Source organism: Bradyrhizobium sp. WSM2254 (assembly GCF_000472645.1).
GTDB lineage: Bacteria > Pseudomonadota > Alphaproteobacteria > Rhizobiales > Xanthobacteraceae > Bradyrhizobium > Bradyrhizobium niftali.
Genome location: NZ_AXAB01000049.1, coordinates 32,015 through 47,649, shown reverse-complemented (window position 1 = coordinate 47,649; position 15,635 = coordinate 32,015). Strand labels below are relative to the sequence as shown.

18 protein-coding genes are annotated in these 15,635 nt (G+C 64.6%); 14 read left to right on the top strand and 4 right to left on the bottom strand.

Features of this window, described 5'->3' with window-relative positions:
• Window positions 1-114: 114 nt before the first annotated feature.
• On the bottom strand, window positions 115-699 hold the full coding sequence (locus A3M7_RS0130805) for a CoA-binding protein (protein ID WP_027547379.1): 585 nt from the start codon (window positions 697-699) through the stop codon (window positions 115-117).
• Between the two features lie 123 nt (window positions 700-822).
• Window positions 823-1,647 carry an enoyl-CoA hydratase gene (locus A3M7_RS0130800; RefSeq protein ID WP_027547378.1) on the bottom strand — a complete coding sequence of 275 codons (825 nt, stop codon included), beginning with the start codon at window positions 1,645-1,647 and terminating at the stop codon, window positions 823-825.
• An 86-nt stretch (window positions 1,648-1,733) separates the two neighbouring features.
• Between A3M7_RS0130800 and A3M7_RS0130795 the strand changes: the two genes are divergently transcribed.
• From A3M7_RS0130795 to A3M7_RS0130770, 6 genes are all read left to right on the top strand, one after another.
• Window positions 1,734-2,162 carry a PaaI family thioesterase gene (locus tag A3M7_RS0130795; RefSeq protein WP_027547377.1) on the top strand — a complete coding sequence of 143 codons (429 nt, stop codon included), beginning with the start codon at window positions 1,734-1,736 and terminating at the stop codon, window positions 2,160-2,162.
• A 158-nt stretch (window positions 2,163-2,320) separates the two neighbouring features.
• A complete protein-coding gene (gene rplM, locus A3M7_RS0130790) occupies window positions 2,321-2,785 on the top strand; it encodes a 50S ribosomal protein L13 (protein ID WP_015685724.1) in 465 nt (154 codons plus the stop codon).
• Between the two features lies 1 nt (window position 2,786).
• On the top strand, window positions 2,787-3,266 hold the full coding sequence (gene rpsI / locus A3M7_RS0130785; RefSeq protein ID WP_027547376.1) for a 30S ribosomal protein S9: 480 nt from the start codon (window positions 2,787-2,789) through the stop codon (window positions 3,264-3,266).
• Window positions 3,267-3,496: 230 nt separating this feature from the next.
• Window positions 3,497-4,717, top strand: a complete 1,221-nt coding sequence (locus A3M7_RS0130780; protein ID WP_027547375.1) for a GGDEF domain-containing protein — start codon at window positions 3,497-3,499, stop codon at window positions 4,715-4,717.
• 56 nt (window positions 4,718-4,773) lie between these two features.
• A complete protein-coding gene (locus A3M7_RS0130775) occupies window positions 4,774-5,010 on the top strand; it encodes a hypothetical protein (RefSeq protein ID WP_027547374.1) in 237 nt (78 codons plus the stop codon).
• A gap of 101 nt (window positions 5,011-5,111) precedes the next feature.
• The gene (locus A3M7_RS0130770) at window positions 5,112-5,408 is read left to right on the top strand and encodes an antibiotic biosynthesis monooxygenase (protein WP_027547373.1); all 297 of its coding nucleotides are present in this window, start codon (window positions 5,112-5,114) and stop codon (window positions 5,406-5,408) included.
• A 112-nt stretch (window positions 5,409-5,520) separates the two neighbouring features.
• On the opposite strand, the gene A3M7_RS0130765 is transcribed toward A3M7_RS0130770, so the two are convergent.
• On the bottom strand, window positions 5,521-6,660 hold the full coding sequence (locus A3M7_RS0130765; protein WP_027547372.1) for an AI-2E family transporter: 1,140 nt from the start codon (window positions 6,658-6,660) through the stop codon (window positions 5,521-5,523).
• 137 nt (window positions 6,661-6,797) lie between these two features.
• On the opposite strand from A3M7_RS0130765, the gene A3M7_RS0130760 reads away from it, so the two are divergent.
• Window positions 6,798-7,502: a hypothetical protein gene (locus tag A3M7_RS0130760; protein WP_027547371.1), complete on the top strand. Its 705-nt coding sequence runs from the start codon at window positions 6,798-6,800 to the stop codon at window positions 7,500-7,502.
• A gap of 90 nt (window positions 7,503-7,592) precedes the next feature.
• Window positions 7,593-8,366, top strand: coding sequence for a gamma-glutamyl-gamma-aminobutyrate hydrolase family protein (locus A3M7_RS0130755; protein WP_027547370.1), 774 nt, complete (start codon window positions 7,593-7,595; stop codon window positions 8,364-8,366).
• Window positions 8,367-8,464: 98 nt separating this feature from the next.
• Here A3M7_RS0130755 and A3M7_RS47385 read toward each other — a convergent pair whose 3' ends face one another.
• Window positions 8,465-8,683, bottom strand: a complete 219-nt coding sequence (locus A3M7_RS47385; protein WP_084302658.1) for a hypothetical protein — start codon at window positions 8,681-8,683, stop codon at window positions 8,465-8,467.
• Between the two features lie 179 nt (window positions 8,684-8,862).
• Here A3M7_RS47385 and pdhA point away from each other — a divergent pair, with 179 nt between their 5' ends.
• From pdhA to A3M7_RS0130725, 6 genes are all read left to right on the top strand, one after another.
• The gene (pdhA, locus tag A3M7_RS0130750; protein WP_084302657.1) at window positions 8,863-9,960 is read left to right on the top strand and encodes a pyruvate dehydrogenase (acetyl-transferring) E1 component subunit alpha; all 1,098 of its coding nucleotides are present in this window, start codon (window positions 8,863-8,865) and stop codon (window positions 9,958-9,960) included.
• Window positions 9,953-10,933, top strand: coding sequence for an alpha-ketoacid dehydrogenase subunit beta (locus tag A3M7_RS0130745; RefSeq protein ID WP_027547368.1), 981 nt, complete (start codon window positions 9,953-9,955; stop codon window positions 10,931-10,933). The genes pdhA and A3M7_RS0130745 overlap by 8 nt, the downstream gene beginning before the upstream one ends.
• A gap of 21 nt (window positions 10,934-10,954) precedes the next feature.
• Complete coding sequence (locus A3M7_RS0130740; protein ID WP_027547367.1) at window positions 10,955-12,049, top strand: dihydrolipoamide acetyltransferase family protein; 1,095 nt, start codon at window positions 10,955-10,957, stop codon at window positions 12,047-12,049.
• A gap of 146 nt (window positions 12,050-12,195) precedes the next feature.
• The gene (locus A3M7_RS0130735) at window positions 12,196-13,569 is read left to right on the top strand and encodes a nodulation protein NfeD (protein WP_027547366.1); all 1,374 of its coding nucleotides are present in this window, start codon (window positions 12,196-12,198) and stop codon (window positions 13,567-13,569) included.
• On the top strand, window positions 13,566-14,327 hold the full coding sequence (locus A3M7_RS0130730; protein WP_027547365.1) for a slipin family protein: 762 nt from the start codon (window positions 13,566-13,568) through the stop codon (window positions 14,325-14,327). Before A3M7_RS0130735 ends, A3M7_RS0130730 begins: the two co-directional genes overlap by 4 nt.
• An 80-nt stretch (window positions 14,328-14,407) precedes the next feature.
• A complete protein-coding gene (locus A3M7_RS0130725) occupies window positions 14,408-15,544 on the top strand; it encodes an asparaginase (RefSeq protein ID WP_027547364.1) in 1,137 nt (378 codons plus the stop codon).
• Window positions 15,545-15,635 lie beyond the last annotated feature (91 nt).

Below are 15,635 nucleotides of genomic sequence, written 5' to 3'. Positions count from 1 at the left end.
TGAAATCGCGCGGCATGCTGATCGGCGCCGCTGCTGGCGTCAAGGCGCGACTTCACAACGGAATGATCGTGCTGCGTATTGTCGCGTTCGCGAAACGAATCCTTCGCAGTTGCGTCAGCTTTGCTCGCTCTTGTTTTTGGCGGCACGATCGGATGCCGCGGTATCGCCACCGCCGACGCTCATCCGATTGAGGGATAGCCGCATGCCTTGCGTCGGCGCCGGCGCGCGCTTGGAGCTGAGCGTGCGCGAATTGACGCCCATCCAGGAGATCTCGGACGACAGGCGGCCATATTCGATCTTGGGGCAGCGGTTCATCACGACCTTGATGCCGGCCGCTTCCGCCTTCGCCGCCGCAACGTCGTCACGCGCGCCGAGCTGCATCCAGATCACCTTCGGCAGCGGATCGAGCCTCAGGGCTTCCTCGACCACGGGCATGATGTGGCTGGAGTTGCGGAAGATGTCGATCATGTCGACGGGACGGCCGATGTCGGACAGCGAGGCGACGAAGGGCTTTCCGAGCAGCTCCTTGCCGACATGGCCGGGATTGACCGGAATCATGTCGTAGCCACGCTGCGCCAGATATTTGAACGCGAAATAGCTCGGCCTCACATTGACCGGCGAGGCGCCGACCATCGCGATCGTCTTCACGCTGTTGAGGATGGCGCGGATGTAATTGTCGGGATAGGCGTCGTGGTTCATCTTTTTCTTTCTCTGACCCTCATGGTGAGGAGCGCGGCACGCGCGTCTCGAACCATGAAGCCACAGTCGGGCCTCTATCCTTCGAGACGCCGCGTTCCGCGGCTCCTCAGGATGAGGAGTTGACTATTCATCCCGCCATGTCGGCGCACGCTTCTCGATGAAGGCGCCGATGCCTTCCTCGGCGTCGCGCGCCATCATGTTCTCGGTCATCACCTCTGCCGCATAGCGATAGGCGTCCGCAAGGCTCATCTCGGCCTGGCGATAGAACGCCTCCTTGCCGAGCTTGACCGTGTAGGCGGATTTCAGCGCGACCTGTTCCGCCAGCGCAATCGCGGCGCCGCGCTCGGTACCGGCTGCCACGACGCGATTGACGAGCCCGATCTCGCGGGCGCGGTCGGCCGGGATCGGCTCGCCCGTCAGCAGCATCTCCATCGCTTGCTTGCGCGGCACGTTGCGTGACAGCGCCACCATCGGCGTCGAGCAGAACAGGCCGATGTCGACGCCCGGCGTGGCGAAGCTCGCCTCTTCCGAGGCGATCGCGAGATCGCAGCTTGCGACGAGCTGGCAGCCGGCGGCGGTCGCGATGCCCTGGACCGCGGCGACCACGGGCTTTGGCAGATGCACGATCGCCTGCATCATCGCGCTACAGGCGTGCATCATCTCGGCGAAGAAGGCGCGGCCGCGATCGGGATCGGCCCGGCGCGCGGTCAATTCCTTCATGTCGTGGCCGGCGGAGAAGGCCGGACCGTTGGCGGCGATGACGGCGGCACGGATGCGCTTGTCCTCGGCAATTGCGTTGAAGCTCGCATGCAGCTGGCCGATCATCGCCTCCGACAGGCTGTTGCGCGCGGCGGGGCGGTTCAGCGTGAGCACGGCGACGGTGCCGACGATCTCGCGCAGCAGGATCGGCGGTTCCGGGGAGGGGGTGCGGGCGGGCTGGACGGACATTGAAGCGTTTCCAGTTGGATTATTGCAATTGGATGATGCAGATAACCTAATGTAACAGCGGACGTGAAGCGAGGGCGAGGCGGAGCATGGCGTTAGCGAAAATGAGCGTGGCGGAGGTCGAGCAGTTTCTCCGCGGCGAGTTTCCCCAGGCCTTCAGCGGCGACGACATCACGATCGAGAGCGCGGACGGCCAGACCTGCCTGCTGCGCCAGCGCTACAGCGAAAGGATGCTGCGGCCGGGCGGAACCGTGTCCGGCCCGACGCTGATGGCGCTCGCCGATTTCGCGATGTACGTGGTGCTTTTGTCCGCGATCGGGCCGATCGGGCTCGCGGTCACCACCAATCTCAACATCAACTTCCTGCGCAAGGGCCAGCCCGGGCAGGACGTCCTGGCCGAGGCTCGGCTCCTCAAGCTCGGCAAGCGGCTGGCGGTCGGGGAGGTGAACCTGCTGTCGGGCACCTCGCCCGATCCGATCGCCCATGTCACCTCGACCTATTCCATTCCAAATGTTTGAGCTTTTAGCAGGTAATATAGCACCATATTTTTAAGCTATTGATTTTACGTATGTAATTTCCGTCTTCGGGCATTGACCGTTGCGCGTCTCTTCTCTAGAAAACCGCGCAGTCCGGTGCGGTGTTCGCGCCGATATCTCCCGTCCACGGAAACTCCGATATGAAAACCTTTTCGGCAAAGCCGGCTGAGGTGACGAAGAAGTGGGTGCTGATCGACGCCAAGGGTCTGGTCGTCGGCCGTCTCGCCACCATCGTCGCCATGCGCCTGCGCGGCAAGCACCTCCCGACCTACACCCCCCACGTTGATTGCGGCGACAACGTCATCATCATCAACGCGCAGCATGCGGTCCTCACCGGTCGCAAGCGCGAGCAGAAGACCTACTACAAGCACACCGGCTATGTTGGCCACGTCAAGGAGCGCACCGCGCGCCAGATCCTCGAGGGCAAGCATCCCGAGCGCGTGCTCGAGAAGGCCGTCGAGCGCATGATCCCGCGTGGTCCGCTCGGTCGCGTGCAGATGGGCAATCTCCGTGTCTACGGCGGTGCCGATCATCCGCACGAGGCGCAGACGCCCGAGAAGCTCGACATCGCCAAGTTGAACCGCAAGAACACGAGGGCCGCATAACATGGCCGAATCCATTCAGTCGCTCGACCAGCTCTCGCAGCTCAAGACGGCGGCGGCGCCCGACGCGCCGAAGCACGAGAAGAAGGTCGACAAGTTCAACCGCGCCTATGCCACCGGCAAGCGCAAGGACGCGGTCGCCCGCGTCTGGATCAGGCCGGGTGCCGGCAAGGTCACGGTCAATTCGCGTGAGGTCGAGGTCTATTTCGCCCGTCCCGTGCTGCGCATGATGATCGAGCAGCCGTTCTCCGTGGCCCAGCGTTCCGGCCAGTACGACGTGATCTGCACCGTCGCTGGCGGCGGTCTGTCCGGCCAGGCCGGCGCCGTCCGTCACGGCATCTCCAAGGCGCTCACCTATTTCGAGCCGGAGCTGCGCACCGTGCTCAAGAAGGGCGGCTTCCTCACCCGCGACTCCCGCGTGGTCGAGCGCAAGAAGTACGGCAAGGCCAAGGCCCGCCGGTCCTTCCAGTTCTCGAAGCGTTAATCGCTTCGATCACATTCGCCGCGAAAGCGGCTTCAATGAGATGCAAAAGGGTGCTGATTTCAGCGCCCTTTTTGTTGTTCGTTTGTATGCAAATTGACGACGTGTTTCCCGAAAACTTGCGGCCGCGTGAAAACCTGAATGGAACCCGCGGGAACCTAGCGTCGCATTCGGAAGGGCGCGCAAATCGGCTGGGCCGATCGCGTAACTGCTATGTTTTCAAGGGGGCCGACATGATGTCGCTCGATAGCATCACGCTCTATTTGGTTGCCACCATGGTCGCCGCACTGCTCGGCGCCATGATGGTGTTCTTCGGTAAGCAGGAGAACAGTCCTGCGCTGAAATGGTGGGGCACCGCCTATCTCCTCGGCGCGGCCTCGGTCGCATTGTGGACGGCGGCAGGCGACAGGCTGGGGCCGCATCTCTATCTGGCATTAAATGCCGTCGGCTTCGTTGCCTGCGGCATGGTGTGGAATGCGGCGCGCGTCTTCCACGGCCGCAAGCCGAACTGGCCCGGCCTCGTGCTCGGCGCGCTCGCCTGGGCCGCTGCCGCGACGCTGCTCGATCCCGCGGCGTCGATGCTGCGCATGATCATCGGCGCCGGCATCGTCTCGGTCTACGCCGCGCTGACCGCGAGCGAGCTCTGGGTCGAGCGGCGCAAGAGCCTGCAACGGCGCTGGCCGGCCTTCGTGGTGCCGGTGATGCACGGCTGCGTGCTGATGCTGCCGATCCTGCTCGGCAGCTTCCTGCGCCCGCACGATGCCGGCTTCTCCTCGAGCATCTGGGTCACCGTGTTCGCGGTCGAGCTCGTGCTCTACGCGGTCGGTACCGTGTTCGTGATCTTCATGCTGGTGTCGGAGCGTACCGTCACTGCGCACCGGACCGCCGCGTCGACCGATCCCCTGACCGGCATGCTCAACCGCCGCGGCTTCTCGGAAGCCTGCGGCCGCGTGATCGACCGCGAGGCCAAGGCCGGGCGTCCCGTGACCGTGATGATCTTCGACATCGACCACTTCAAGTCGATCAACGACCGCTTCGGCCATCCCGCCGGCGACGAGATGCTGAAACTGTTCTCGACCGTGGTGGTCAGCAATCTGCGCATGACCGACCTTTCCGGCCGCATCGGCGGTGAGGAATTCGCGGCGCTGCTGCCGTGTTCGCTGGAGGAGGGCGTGCTGGTTGCCGAGCGCGTGCGCGAGGCGTTCGAGACCTCCGGCATCGTGGTCGATGAAGGCCCGGTGGACACCACCGTCAGCATCGGCGTGGCCGGTGGTCCGGCCGGCACCGAGCTCGAGGTGCTGCTGGCCTCGGCCGACACGGCGCTCTACCAGGCCAAGCGCGGTGGCCGTAACCGCGTCGAGGCGGCGGAGGAGCTGCCGCTGTCGCTGGAGAACTGGCGCCGCCAGAGCGCCGCGCGGATCGGCGCGCCGCAGGCGCGTCCGGCCACGGCTTGAGGCAAAGGGCCCTGCGGTAACCCTCTGTTTACCATTCGATCCCTACCATTCCGGTCATGGAATCGATCCGTCGACAGACCCCGCAGACCGCCCTGATGTCGCTCGAAGCCCAAGCCGCCTCGGCGCGAGGCGGCTTCGCTTGTCTGTTCTCGACCGCAGAGGAATACGAGACGGCGCTGATCACCGAGCGCCGCGCCCAGGGACGCTACACGCAGAGCCGCAGCTATTGGCCGCTCGTGCTGTTCGTCGGTTGCGCGCTCGTCGTGGCAGGCATCGTTCTGCTGTTCGCCTGACAGACCTGCAGTTTCCGGCCAGCCAGGGCGCCGTTTCGGCGCCTTTTTCTTTTGGGCGGGGTGCGGTAGACACGCCCATCAAGCAAGAAGGGTGGAAACTGATGATCACCGAGATCGCGCAAATCGACGTCAAGCCGGGCAGCGAGAAGGATTTCGAGGCCGCCGTGGCCAAGGCCAAGGCCGCGTTCGGCCGCTCCAAGGGCTTTCACGGCTTCGAGCTGCACAAGTCGATCGAGAAGCCGCAGCGCTATCGTCTGATGGTGAAGTGGGCGACGCTGGAGAACCACACCGTCGATTTCCGTGGCTCCGAGAACTTCACCGAATGGCGCGGCCTCGTCGGCCAGTATTTTGCCGCGCCCCCCGAGGTCGAGCACACGGAGACCGTGCTGGCGACCTGAGGGGCCTCTATTTCAGGCGCATGATCTCCGCGCAAACGCGTTCAGCGTTTGTCGCGAGGGAAAACCGCGGCACACTTTGCGCTAACGCGGCCCTTCGGGTCCGGATCATGCTCTAAGCCGCCCCTGCCAGAGGCGGCGCCTCATATGTCTTGAAATGGTCGATCATGACCTTGGCGATGGCGACCAGTGGCAGCGCCAGCGCCAGGCCCCAGATCCCAAAGACGACGCCGAGCAGGATCTGGAACGCGAACAGCGTGGCCGGCGGGATGTCCAGTGCCTGCCGCTGCAGGATTGGCGTCAGTACATAGCTCTCCATCGCGTGCACGCCCATGAACAGGAGGAAGGCCGACAGTGCCGGAATCCAGCCCGAGGCGAGGCTCGCGAGCACCACGACGACGCCGGCAATGATGGCGCCGACGGTCGGAATGAAGGCGAGGAGGCCCGCCTGAATCCCCAGGATGAACGAGCCCGGGATGCCGATGATGGCAAGCCCGATCCAGGTCACGACGCCAACCGCAATCATCACGACGATCTGCGCGATCAGCCAGCGTTCCAGCGTCTCGCTGATGCGGTCGATGATCAGGGTGACGCGGGTGCGATGCCTCGCCGGCGCGAGGAACAACAGGCCGTCGTGATAGACGCTGGGCTGGGCGGCGAAGGACAGCCCCAGGAACAGCACGATGAAGATGTTTCCCACGCCGTGGATGGTGCCGAGCAGCAGCTTGAAGGTCTGGCTCACGATCGCTCCACCGCTGGAGGCCAGCGCGCCGGCGCCGGGCAAGGGACCGCGCGGGGGCGCTGCGGGTGAGGATGTCGAGTCCGATGCCGGATTGGCCGAGGCGTCAGACGCAGCGTTGCCGAGATCGAAGAAGCTGGTGTCGATCCCGTGGTTTTCCAGGAAGGTCTTCACGTTGCCGATCTGCGACTTGATGGTCTTGCTCAGCAGCGAGGCCTGCTCGGCGATGGTGGCGCCGCCGAGATAGGCGACGCCTGCGAGCAGCACCGCAAGCACGACGCAGACGATCGCGAGCCGGACCGGATGCGGCAGGTGCACGCGGCGGCCGAGCGCGTTGGTCAGTGCGTTGAGGGCGACACCGAGCAGCATGCCGGTGAAGATCAGCAGCAGGGTGGTCGCAAAATACCAGGTGAAGACCAGCATCGCCGTGAACAGCACGACGCCGATGCCGCCGACCGAAATTGCCCAAGCCAGATCGGTGCGGGTCGTGGAGCGTTGGTCTGCGAGGATGGTCACATCATGTCCTTTTCGGCGGCTGCGGGCGGGGCACTCTTTCGAGAAAAGCGCTTCCGATCAAGACCGCGTCAACGCGCTGGTTTGACGCTGCCGCGCGAACGGTGCAGAGCGATGAGGACAGAACAGGTGGGGGGCGCTTGAGTTTCATTAGCAAGTGGGTCGGTCTGCTCGGGCTTCTGGCGGTGATCGTGATCGGCGACCAGATCCGGATCAGCCGGCCCGGCCACAAATATCGCCTCACGGTCGAGGCGACGACGCCTGACGGGATCAAGACGGGGTCCGGCGTTCTGGCTGTCGTGCCTGACCGCAACTATAACCGCGGCGGCCGCACCACGATGCGCGGGGAGGCTGTGTTCGTCGACCTCGGCCGAGGAAAGAACCTGGTGGCTTTGCTGGCGCATCAGCAGGGCGGCAAGCTCGACCTCGACGACATCAACTACGTCGCACTGCGTGCTTATGGCGCTGCGCGCGGCAACCGCGTCTCGTTCAACGATATCAGCCGGCAGGCCGGCATTGTCCCGGTGCAGGGGGAGCTGATCCCGGTGCTCGTCAGCTTTGGCGATCCCCGAGATCCCCAGACCGCGCGCCCTGTCGCCGGCGACCATGCGGATACGGTTCTGGGCGACGGCTACGCCGTCCGCGGCCTCACCGCCGAGGTGGTGCCCAACGGCTTTTGGCCGATCGATTTCGGTGGCGTGCTCGGGGAGCCCGTGACGCGCGGAATCGAGGCGAAATTGCCCTGGTTGGGCGTGCCCGGTGAGGCGGCGGCGACTGCGCTGAAGGCGGCCGGCCTGCCCGTCGTGGGGACAACCGAGGCCCGGGAGGCATTTGCGCGAAAATAGCATTGCCGTCCCGCGATCCCTTCTGTTGAATTTGTTCCACCCCAAGGGCATGTTTGGAGAATCTTCTCACGCGGGAGGTCGGAACGGGAGATGAGAAAGCCGGTCGTCGGCGTGATCGGGAACGCCCATCGCGTCGAAAATCGATTTCAGGTCCAGATGGTCGGCGAGCGCAATTTGCGCGCTGTGGCCGAGGTTTCCGGCGGCCTGCCGATGATGTTTGCGGGAGCGCCCGACATCACCGATATCGGCGCGCTGCTCGACGTGGTCGACGGGATCGTGCTCACCGGCGCCCGCGCCAACGTGCATCCGACCCGTTTCAATGTCGACCCGTGCGAGCGGCACGAGCCCTACGACATCCACCGCGACGAGGTGGCACTGGCGCTCTCCGTTGCCTGCGTGTCCCGCGGCATTCCGCTGTTCGGGATCTGCCGCGGCCTGCAGGAGATGAACGTCGCCTTCGGCGGCTCGCTGCATCCGGAGATCCGCGAAATCCCCGGCCGCATGAATCACCGCATGCCCAGGCTCGAGAACGGCGAGATTCATCCCGATCCGACCGTGGTGTTCGCCGACCGTCACGACGTCGACCTGACGCCCGGAGGCGCCTTCGCACAGCTGCTCGGCTGCGAGAAGATCAGGGTCAATTCGCTGCACGGCCAGGGCATTCTCGATCCCGGCAAGCGCGTGCTGATCGAAGGCGTCGCCGAAGACGGCACCATCGAGGCGATCCGCATCGCGGAAGCCCCGACCTTCGCGCTCGGTGTGCAATGGCACGCCGAATACGACCCCCAGCGCAATCCGATCAACCGCAAGCTGTTCGAGGCGTTTGGTGAGGCGATGGTCGTACGCCAGCGTGCGACCGCGTAGCGCGCATCGTGCGGCGGGGAAGGCGTGCCCCGTTTGATGAGCAGGCGGGATCGTTCGAACCGCTCTTGAGGTTGCGATCCCTGGCGGTTGACCGCGCGTCAGCCGTGCGTGAAGTCGCCGGGTCTTAGTCCGAGCGCTTTAACGGCGACTTCCGGAAGCGGTCCATATGCTTCGACCCGCTCATTCGGGGCCATTATGGCTGCGATGATCGCGGTGGCCCTTGCCGGATCTCCTTCGGCCACAAAGAAAACCGAGCGGACGGGCGCGCCGCCGCCCAAAGGTTCAGTTGTCACCAGCACAACCTGACCATTTGCCATTGTCTCCTATACCTCCGTTACGACCTCGTTTCCATGATCGTATGGATCGACCGCCACCAAAGTGGCGGTGCAGCAGCGATCGGCGCGCCGGAGCTAATCCTCCAGTGGTATTGCATCGTGTCGGCACAAACGCCACCTGACTGAGTTGTAGAAGGCACAATCGCTCCGGGAGTGAGAGCGTGGCCAGCCGAAGGGTAAACCTGGACCTTCCCGTCATCGCGCGCTTCGAGGTACGTCGTCGCAACTACCTTGCGCCGGACGGCTCGATCCAGCGGCCGCTGCCTGCCTTCGCCTCCGACGCCAAGCGTCTGGTTGCGCTTTACCGGTCGATGGTGCTGCTGCGCCTGTTCGACCGAAAGGCTGTTGCATTGCAGCGCACCGGCCGGCTTGGGACTTACGCCGTTTCGCTCGGTCAGGAGGCTGTGTCGGTCGGGATTGCCAGTGCGATGCGGGAGGACGACGTGCTGTTGCCGTCCTATCGCGACAATGGTGCGCTGCTCTGGCGTGGCGTCAAACTGGAGGAGATCCTCCTGTTCTGGGGCGGCGACGAGCGCGGCAATCAGTTTTCAGGACCGGTTCACGATTTCCCATTTTGCGTTCCGGTCGGCTCCCAGGCGCCGCATGCCGCCGGCGTCGCCTATGCCCTCAAGCTTCGCAAGGAATCGCGCGTCGCCGTCTGCCTGTTCGGCGATGGCGCCACCTCGAAAGGTGACGTCTACGAAGCGATGAACTTTGCCGGCGTGCATAGATTGCCGCTCGTTTTTGTGGTGGCCAACAATCAATGGGCCATCTCGGTACCACTACGTCTGCAGACGGCTTGCGAAACGCTGGCCCAAAAGGCGATCGCCGCAGGCTTCACCGGTGAGCAGGTCGACGGGAATGACGTGGTGGCGGTGCGCGCCGCGGCTGAAGAGGCCATTGCCGCCGCCCGTGACGGCAATGGTCCTCGCTTCATCGAGGCGGTCACCTACCGGCTCGGTGACCATACGACCTCCGACGACGCAGCGCGCTACCGTTCGGCCGAGGAAGTCCAGGCGCGTTGGAAGGAAGAGCCGATCGCGCGGCTGCGGGCCTATCTCGTCGCCCAGAAGATGTGGGGCAAGGCAGAGGAGGAGCAACTCGCCGCCGAATGCCATGAGCACGTCGAGGCGGCGGCCGAACGCTATCTGGCAACCGCACCGCGCCGCCCGGAAACGATGTTCGATCACCTCTATGCCGATCTGCCCGAGGTCTATGCCGCGCAGCGCCGCGAACTCGCGGGAGAGCACGATGCCTGAGGCGACGTTGGTGGAAGCCATCAATCTGGCGCTCGGACGCGCGATGCAGGATGATCCCGACGTTGTCGTGCTTGGCGAAGATGTGGGCGTCAATGGAGGCGTATTCCGCGCCACTGCAGGCCTGCAAAAGCGCTTTGGACCGGAGCGCGTCCTCGATACGCCACTTGCCGAGCTACTGATCAGCGGGCTCTGCGTCGGCATGGCGGCGCAGGGGCTGAAGCCCGTGGGCGAGATCCAGTTCATGGGGTTCATTTACCCTTGCCTCGACCAGTTGGTGAATCACGCCTCGCGATTGCGCAACCGGACTCAGGGACGGCTCACCTGTCCAATGGTACTGCGCACGCCGCACGGGGCCGGCATCCGCGCGCCCGAGCATCATTCCGAAAGCACCGAGGCGATGCTCGCCCATATTCCCGGCTTGCGCGTCGTCATGCCGTCGTCGCCGGAACGCGCCTATGGACTTCTCCTTGCCGCCATCCGCGACCCCGATCCCGTGGTGTTTCTGGAGCCGACGCGCCTCTACCGCGCGGCCAAGGGCGAGGTCGAGGACAATGGCGAAGCCTTGCCGCTGGATGTCGCCTTTGTCTTGAGGGAGGGGCGCGACCTCACGCTGATCAGCTGGGGCGCCATGCTGAAGGAGACCATGGCTGCAGCCGATGCGCTGTCGACTGACGGGATCGCCGCCGAGGTCATCGATCTCGCCACGCTAAAACCCTATGATGAAGACACCGTGCTCGGTTCGGTCGCAAAGACCGGCCGCTGCGTGATCGTGCACGAGGCGGCGCGCACCGGCGGATTCGGCGCCGAGATCGCCGCGACGATCGCCGAGCGCCGCCTGTCGTCGCTGCTTGCGCCAGTCACCCGCGTCACCGGCTACGACACGATCGTCCCCATGGCACGCCTTGAGCAATATTATATGCCTTCGGTCGAACGCATCGTGACTGCCGCCCGCAAGGTCTGCCAGTTCAGCTAGATTGCAATGGAATCTTGGCCCATGCGCCAGTTCACGCTGCCGGATCTTGGAGAGGGGCTTGAGGAGGCGGAGATCGTCAGCTGGTATGTCGGCGAAGGCGATCACGTCGTCACCGATCAGCCGCTCGTTTCCGTCGAAACCGACAAAGCGGTCGTCGAGATCCCGTCGCCGTCGAGCGGGCGCATCGCGCGCGTGTTTGGCACCAAGGGCGATATCGTGAAGGTCGGCATGCCGCTCGTCGAATTTGCCGAGGGCGCCGAACAGGACACGGGCACCATCGTTGGCGAACTCGGCGGCGACGAGGCCGCGCGGGCGGCAACGATCGCTACTGCACAACCGGCCGGACCGCAGGTGTTCCCCGCGGTCCGCGCGCTCGCGCAAAAGCTCGGCGTCGCGCTCGAGCTCGTCGAGGGCACTGGTCCCGGCGGTACCGTTACGCGGGCCGATGTCGAGCGGGCTGCCAAGGGCACGTCCGACACGGGGCCTGCCGAGCCGCTGCGCGGGATGCGGCGCGCGATGGCGCAACGCATGGCGGCATCCCATGCCGAGATCGTCCCCGCCACCGTCACCGACGAAGCCGACATCGACGATTGGCGGCAGGGCGAGGACGTGACGATCCGCCTCGCGCGGGCGATCGCTGCCGCCTGCAAAGCCGCCCCAGCGCTCAATGCCTGGTACAATTCAGGTACGGGAGAACGGCGGCTGATCGACCGCGTCGATCTCGGGATCGCCGTCGATACCGAGGGTGGCCTGATTGTTCCCGTGCTGCGCAATGTTGCCGCGCGCGAGGTATCCGACTTGCGGGCTGGCCTCGATCGCCTGCGGGCGGACGCCATCGCGCGCGCGATACCTCCGGAAGAACTGCGCGGCGCCACGATCACGCTGTCGAATTTCGGAATGATTGGAGGCCGGTTTGCCAATCTGATCATCGTGCCGCCGCAGGCGGCAATCGTAGGTGCTGGCCGAATCTCGGAACGGGCGGTCGCGCATCGGGGCCAGCTCGCGGTCAGGCGCCTTTTGCCGTTGTCGCTCACCTTCGACCATCGTGTTGTGATGGGCGGCGAAGCCGCGCGTTTCCTGGTTGCACTCAAGTCGGATCTCGAGCGGGCTTCATGAACCGCGCGACTGCACCGCAGGCAGCAAAAGTCTCTCGACCGACCTGCACCATTGCACTGCACAACGACGCGCGTGATCCCTCATCCCGATCCGGGCATTGAGGTTCCGAAGCGGAACACCATATCTTCGGCAAGGGAGCCCTTGCCGTGCAGATCATAAAGGCGGCCCTCGTTGCGGCGATCGGCATCGTCGCTTTGTCCTGTCTCCTTCCCGGCTCAGCGGAGGAGAATCGCCGTCTTGCACTCACTGTCACGATCGATGGAGCCATTGGCCCGGCGTCGGCGAGTTACGCGAAGGAGGCCTTGGTCAAGGCAGGCGAACGACACGCCGAGATCGTGATTCTGAGAATGAATACGCCCGGTGGTCTCAACTCCAGCATGCGCGAGATCATCGCGGATGTGCTGGCCTCGCCGATCCCTGTCGTCGGCTACGTCGCCCCCTCCGGCGCCCACGCGGCGAGCGCGGGGACCTATATCCTTTATGCGACCCACATCGCGGTGATGGCGCCGGGCACCAATATTGGCGCCGCGACGCCGGTGCAGATTGGCGGGCCGCTGCCGGGACTTCCGAGCGGACCAGCGGACAAGGATGGCAAAGACAAGAAGGACGAGCCGAAGGACGCGATGACGGCGAAGGTGACGAACGATGCCGTCGCCCTCATCCGCAGCCTCGCCGAGCTGCGTGGCCGCAACGCGGACTGGGCCGAGAAGGCGGTCCGTGAGGCCGCCACGCTCTCCGCCAACGCCGCGCTGGAGGCTCATGCCATCGATCTCGTCGCGCGCGATCAGGCCGAATTGCTGAGACAGCTCGATGGTCGCGTGGTCGAAGTTGCAGGCGGCAAGACGCAACGGCTGGTGACGAAGGATGCCGTCGTTGAAGCCATCGATCCCGGACCGATATCCCGCTTCCTGGCGGTGATTACCGATCCGAACGTGGCGTTCATTCTCCTGATGGTCGGCATCTACGGCTTGATCTTCGAGTTCATGTCTCCCGGTGCCGTCGCCCCCGGAGTCGTCGGCGCGATCTGCCTGCTGATCGGCCTCTATGCGCTCAATCTGCTGCCGATCAATTATGCCGGTCTCGCCCTGATGTTGGTTGGACTCGTGCTTCTCACCATCGAAGCCTTCAACCCGACCGTGGTGATCGGGCTCGGAGGGATCGTCGCTTTCGTGCTGGGCGCGCTGATGCTTTTCAGGGGCGAGGCGCCGGGCTACCACCTGTCGTGGTGGGTGATCGGCATCACTGCGGCTGTGTTCGTTGGCTTTGCGCTCGTCGTGCTTGGTTCGCTCCGGCGCGTCGGTAGGGCTCCTGCACGGGTCGGCGCGCAGGCCATGCGCGGCTTGCCCGCCGAGGTTCTCGACTGGAATGGGAACGAAGGTCATGTCTTCGCCCATGGTGAGCGCTGGCAGGCGCGCGGCGCCGAAACGTTCAAGCCCGGAGAGAGGGTCGAAGTCGCCAACATCATCGACCTGACGCTGCTGATACGGCGCGCACCAACAGGCGAGGGAGGTACGTCATGATGCTGGAATATCTGACTTATGCGGCGCTCGCGTTGCTTGTCATCATGTTCCTGTCCCAGGCTATTCGAATCCTGCGCGAATACGAGCGTGGCGTCATCTTCACGCTCGGCCGCTTTACCGGCGTGAAGGGCCCGGGCCTCATCATCCTGATTCCGATCGTGCAGCAACTCGTGAAGGTGGATCTGCGGGTGATGGTGCAGGTCGTGCCGCCGCAGGACGTGATTTCGCGGGACAACGTCTCCGTCAAGGTCAACGCCGTTCTGTACTTCCGCATCGTCGACCCCGAACGGGCCATCATCAAGGTCGGCGATTACATGGCCGCCACCAGCCAGCTCGCCCAGACCACCTTGCGCTCGGTGCTCGGCAAGCACGAACTCGACGAGATGCTGGCCGAGCGCGACAGGTTGAACGCGGACATCCAGGAGATCCTCGACAAGCAGACCGACGTCTGGGGCATCAAGGTCACCGGGATCGAGATCAAGGACATCGATCTCAACGAAACCATGGTGCGCGCGATTGCCAAGCAGGCCGAGGCGGAGCGGTTGCGGCGGGCCAAGGTGATCAATGCGATGGGCGAGCAGCAGGCTGCCGAAAAGCTCGTCGAGGCCGGCCGGATTCTCGCGCAGGAGCCTCAGGCGATGCAGCTACGTTATTTCGCGGCCCTGCATGACATCGCGGGCGAACGGTCGTCGACCGTCGTCTTCCCGCTGCCGATGGGCCTGCTCGACCATTTCTTGCCGCGGCGGGACAACCCGTAGCCATAAGCGGCGGGATGACCCATCTTCGGCCTCAATGGGCGTATCGAATGTCGATCCCTACTTAAACGGAGAACAATTCGATGACGAAGCCTACCGCCAGTCCGGCCGGCCGCCGCCAATGTCGGACATTCATGCTCACCGTTCCGTTGGTCGCCCTCGCACTTTGGTCGTGGGGGATCGGTGCGGCGCAGGCCGCGGAGCCGGGCAAGGACGCTTCGGCTGCCAGTCTGCCACGCATTCTCGTGCTTGCGACGGGCGGCACCATCGCAGGCCAGGCCGACCCGCGTGCGACCGGCGCGTACAAATCCGGCCAGATCACCGGCGAACAGCTGATGCAGTCGGTGCCAGGGCTGGACAAGCTCGCAAAGCTGAACGCCGAACAGATTTCGTCGATCGGGTCCCAGGACATGAACGACAAGGTCTGGTTTGCGCTGGCCCGCCGCATTCAGGAGGCCTTCGACAAGAACGAGGCCGACGGCGTCATCATCACCCACGGCACGGATACGCTGGAGGAGACCGCGTTCTTCCTCGACAACGTGGTGCGCGGCGACAAGCCGGTGGTGATCGTCGGCTCGATGCGGCCGGCCACTGCGGTCAGCGCTGATGGCCCAGGCAATCTCTACGAGGCGGCGCAGGTCGCCGCCGATCCGCGCTCGCGCGGCCGCGGCGTGATGGCCGTGCTGAACGACAAGATTCAGGGCGCGCGCTCGGTCACCAAGACCAACACCACGAGCATCGAGACCTTCAGCTCCCCCAATGACGGCCCGATCGGCTATGTCGACACCGCGGGCGGCATCCGTTTCATGGGCCAGGCTGCCGGTCTCAAGCGCGCGACCTATCAGCTTCCGGCGGGCGAGCAATTGCCCCGCGTCGAGATCGTCTACTCGCACGCCAACATGGACGCCGTTCCGATCGAGGACGCCATTTCCCACGGCGCCAAAGGCATCGTGCTGGCCGGTGTCGGTGACGGCAATACGTCGAAACCGGCCCTCGATGCGCTCGAAGCGGCCGCCAAGAAGGGCATCCTCATCATCCGCTCCACGCGGGTTCGGTCCGGCTTCGTCACGCGGAACGTCGAGGTCGACGATGACAAAAATGGTTTCGTCGTCTCCGAGGACCTCAATCCCCAGAAGGCGCGCGTTCTCGCCCAATTGCTGATCGCGAGCGGCGTGACGGGTCCGGCCGAGCTCCAGCGGGCCTTTACGGCGACGTGGTGATCGGACCCATGTGGGTCCTGCTGATTCCGGCAAGGGCCGATCACAAACGAAAAGGCGCTCCTCGCGGAGCGCCTTTTGCCTGTCGCATTCA

Excerpts from the sequence above, each read along its gene's own strand:
- A3M7_RS0130745 (WP_027547368.1), top strand. The coding sequence starts at position 9,953 with ATGCCTGAGGCGACGTTGGTGGAAGCCATCAATCTGGCGCTCGGACGC.
- A3M7_RS0130780 (WP_027547375.1), top strand. The coding sequence starts at position 3,497 with ATGATGTCGCTCGATAGCATCACGCTCTATTTGGTTGCCACCATGGTC.
- A3M7_RS0130800 (WP_027547378.1), bottom strand. The coding sequence starts at position 1,647 with ATGTCCGTCCAGCCCGCCCGCACCCCCTCCCCGGAACCGCCGATCCTG.
- A3M7_RS0130770 (WP_027547373.1), top strand. The coding sequence starts at position 5,112 with ATGATCACCGAGATCGCGCAAATCGACGTCAAGCCGGGCAGCGAGAAG.
- A3M7_RS0130775 (WP_027547374.1), top strand. The coding sequence starts at position 4,774 with ATGGAATCGATCCGTCGACAGACCCCGCAGACCGCCCTGATGTCGCTC.
- A3M7_RS0130740 (WP_027547367.1), top strand. The coding sequence starts at position 10,955 with ATGCGCCAGTTCACGCTGCCGGATCTTGGAGAGGGGCTTGAGGAGGCG.
- A3M7_RS0130805 (WP_027547379.1), bottom strand. The coding sequence starts at position 699 with ATGAACCACGACGCCTATCCCGACAATTACATCCGCGCCATCCTCAAC.
- rplM (WP_015685724.1), top strand. The coding sequence starts at position 2,321 with ATGAAAACCTTTTCGGCAAAGCCGGCTGAGGTGACGAAGAAGTGGGTG.
- A3M7_RS0130725 (WP_027547364.1), top strand. The coding sequence starts at position 14,408 with ATGACGAAGCCTACCGCCAGTCCGGCCGGCCGCCGCCAATGTCGGACA.
- A3M7_RS47385 (WP_084302658.1), bottom strand. The coding sequence starts at position 8,683 with ATGGCAAATGGTCAGGTTGTGCTGGTGACAACTGAACCTTTGGGCGGC.
- A3M7_RS0130795 (WP_027547377.1), top strand. The coding sequence starts at position 1,734 with ATGGCGTTAGCGAAAATGAGCGTGGCGGAGGTCGAGCAGTTTCTCCGC.
- A3M7_RS0130755 (WP_027547370.1), top strand. The coding sequence starts at position 7,593 with ATGAGAAAGCCGGTCGTCGGCGTGATCGGGAACGCCCATCGCGTCGAA.
- A3M7_RS0130730 (WP_027547365.1), top strand. The coding sequence starts at position 13,566 with ATGATGCTGGAATATCTGACTTATGCGGCGCTCGCGTTGCTTGTCATC.
- rpsI (WP_027547376.1), top strand. The coding sequence starts at position 2,787 with ATGGCCGAATCCATTCAGTCGCTCGACCAGCTCTCGCAGCTCAAGACG.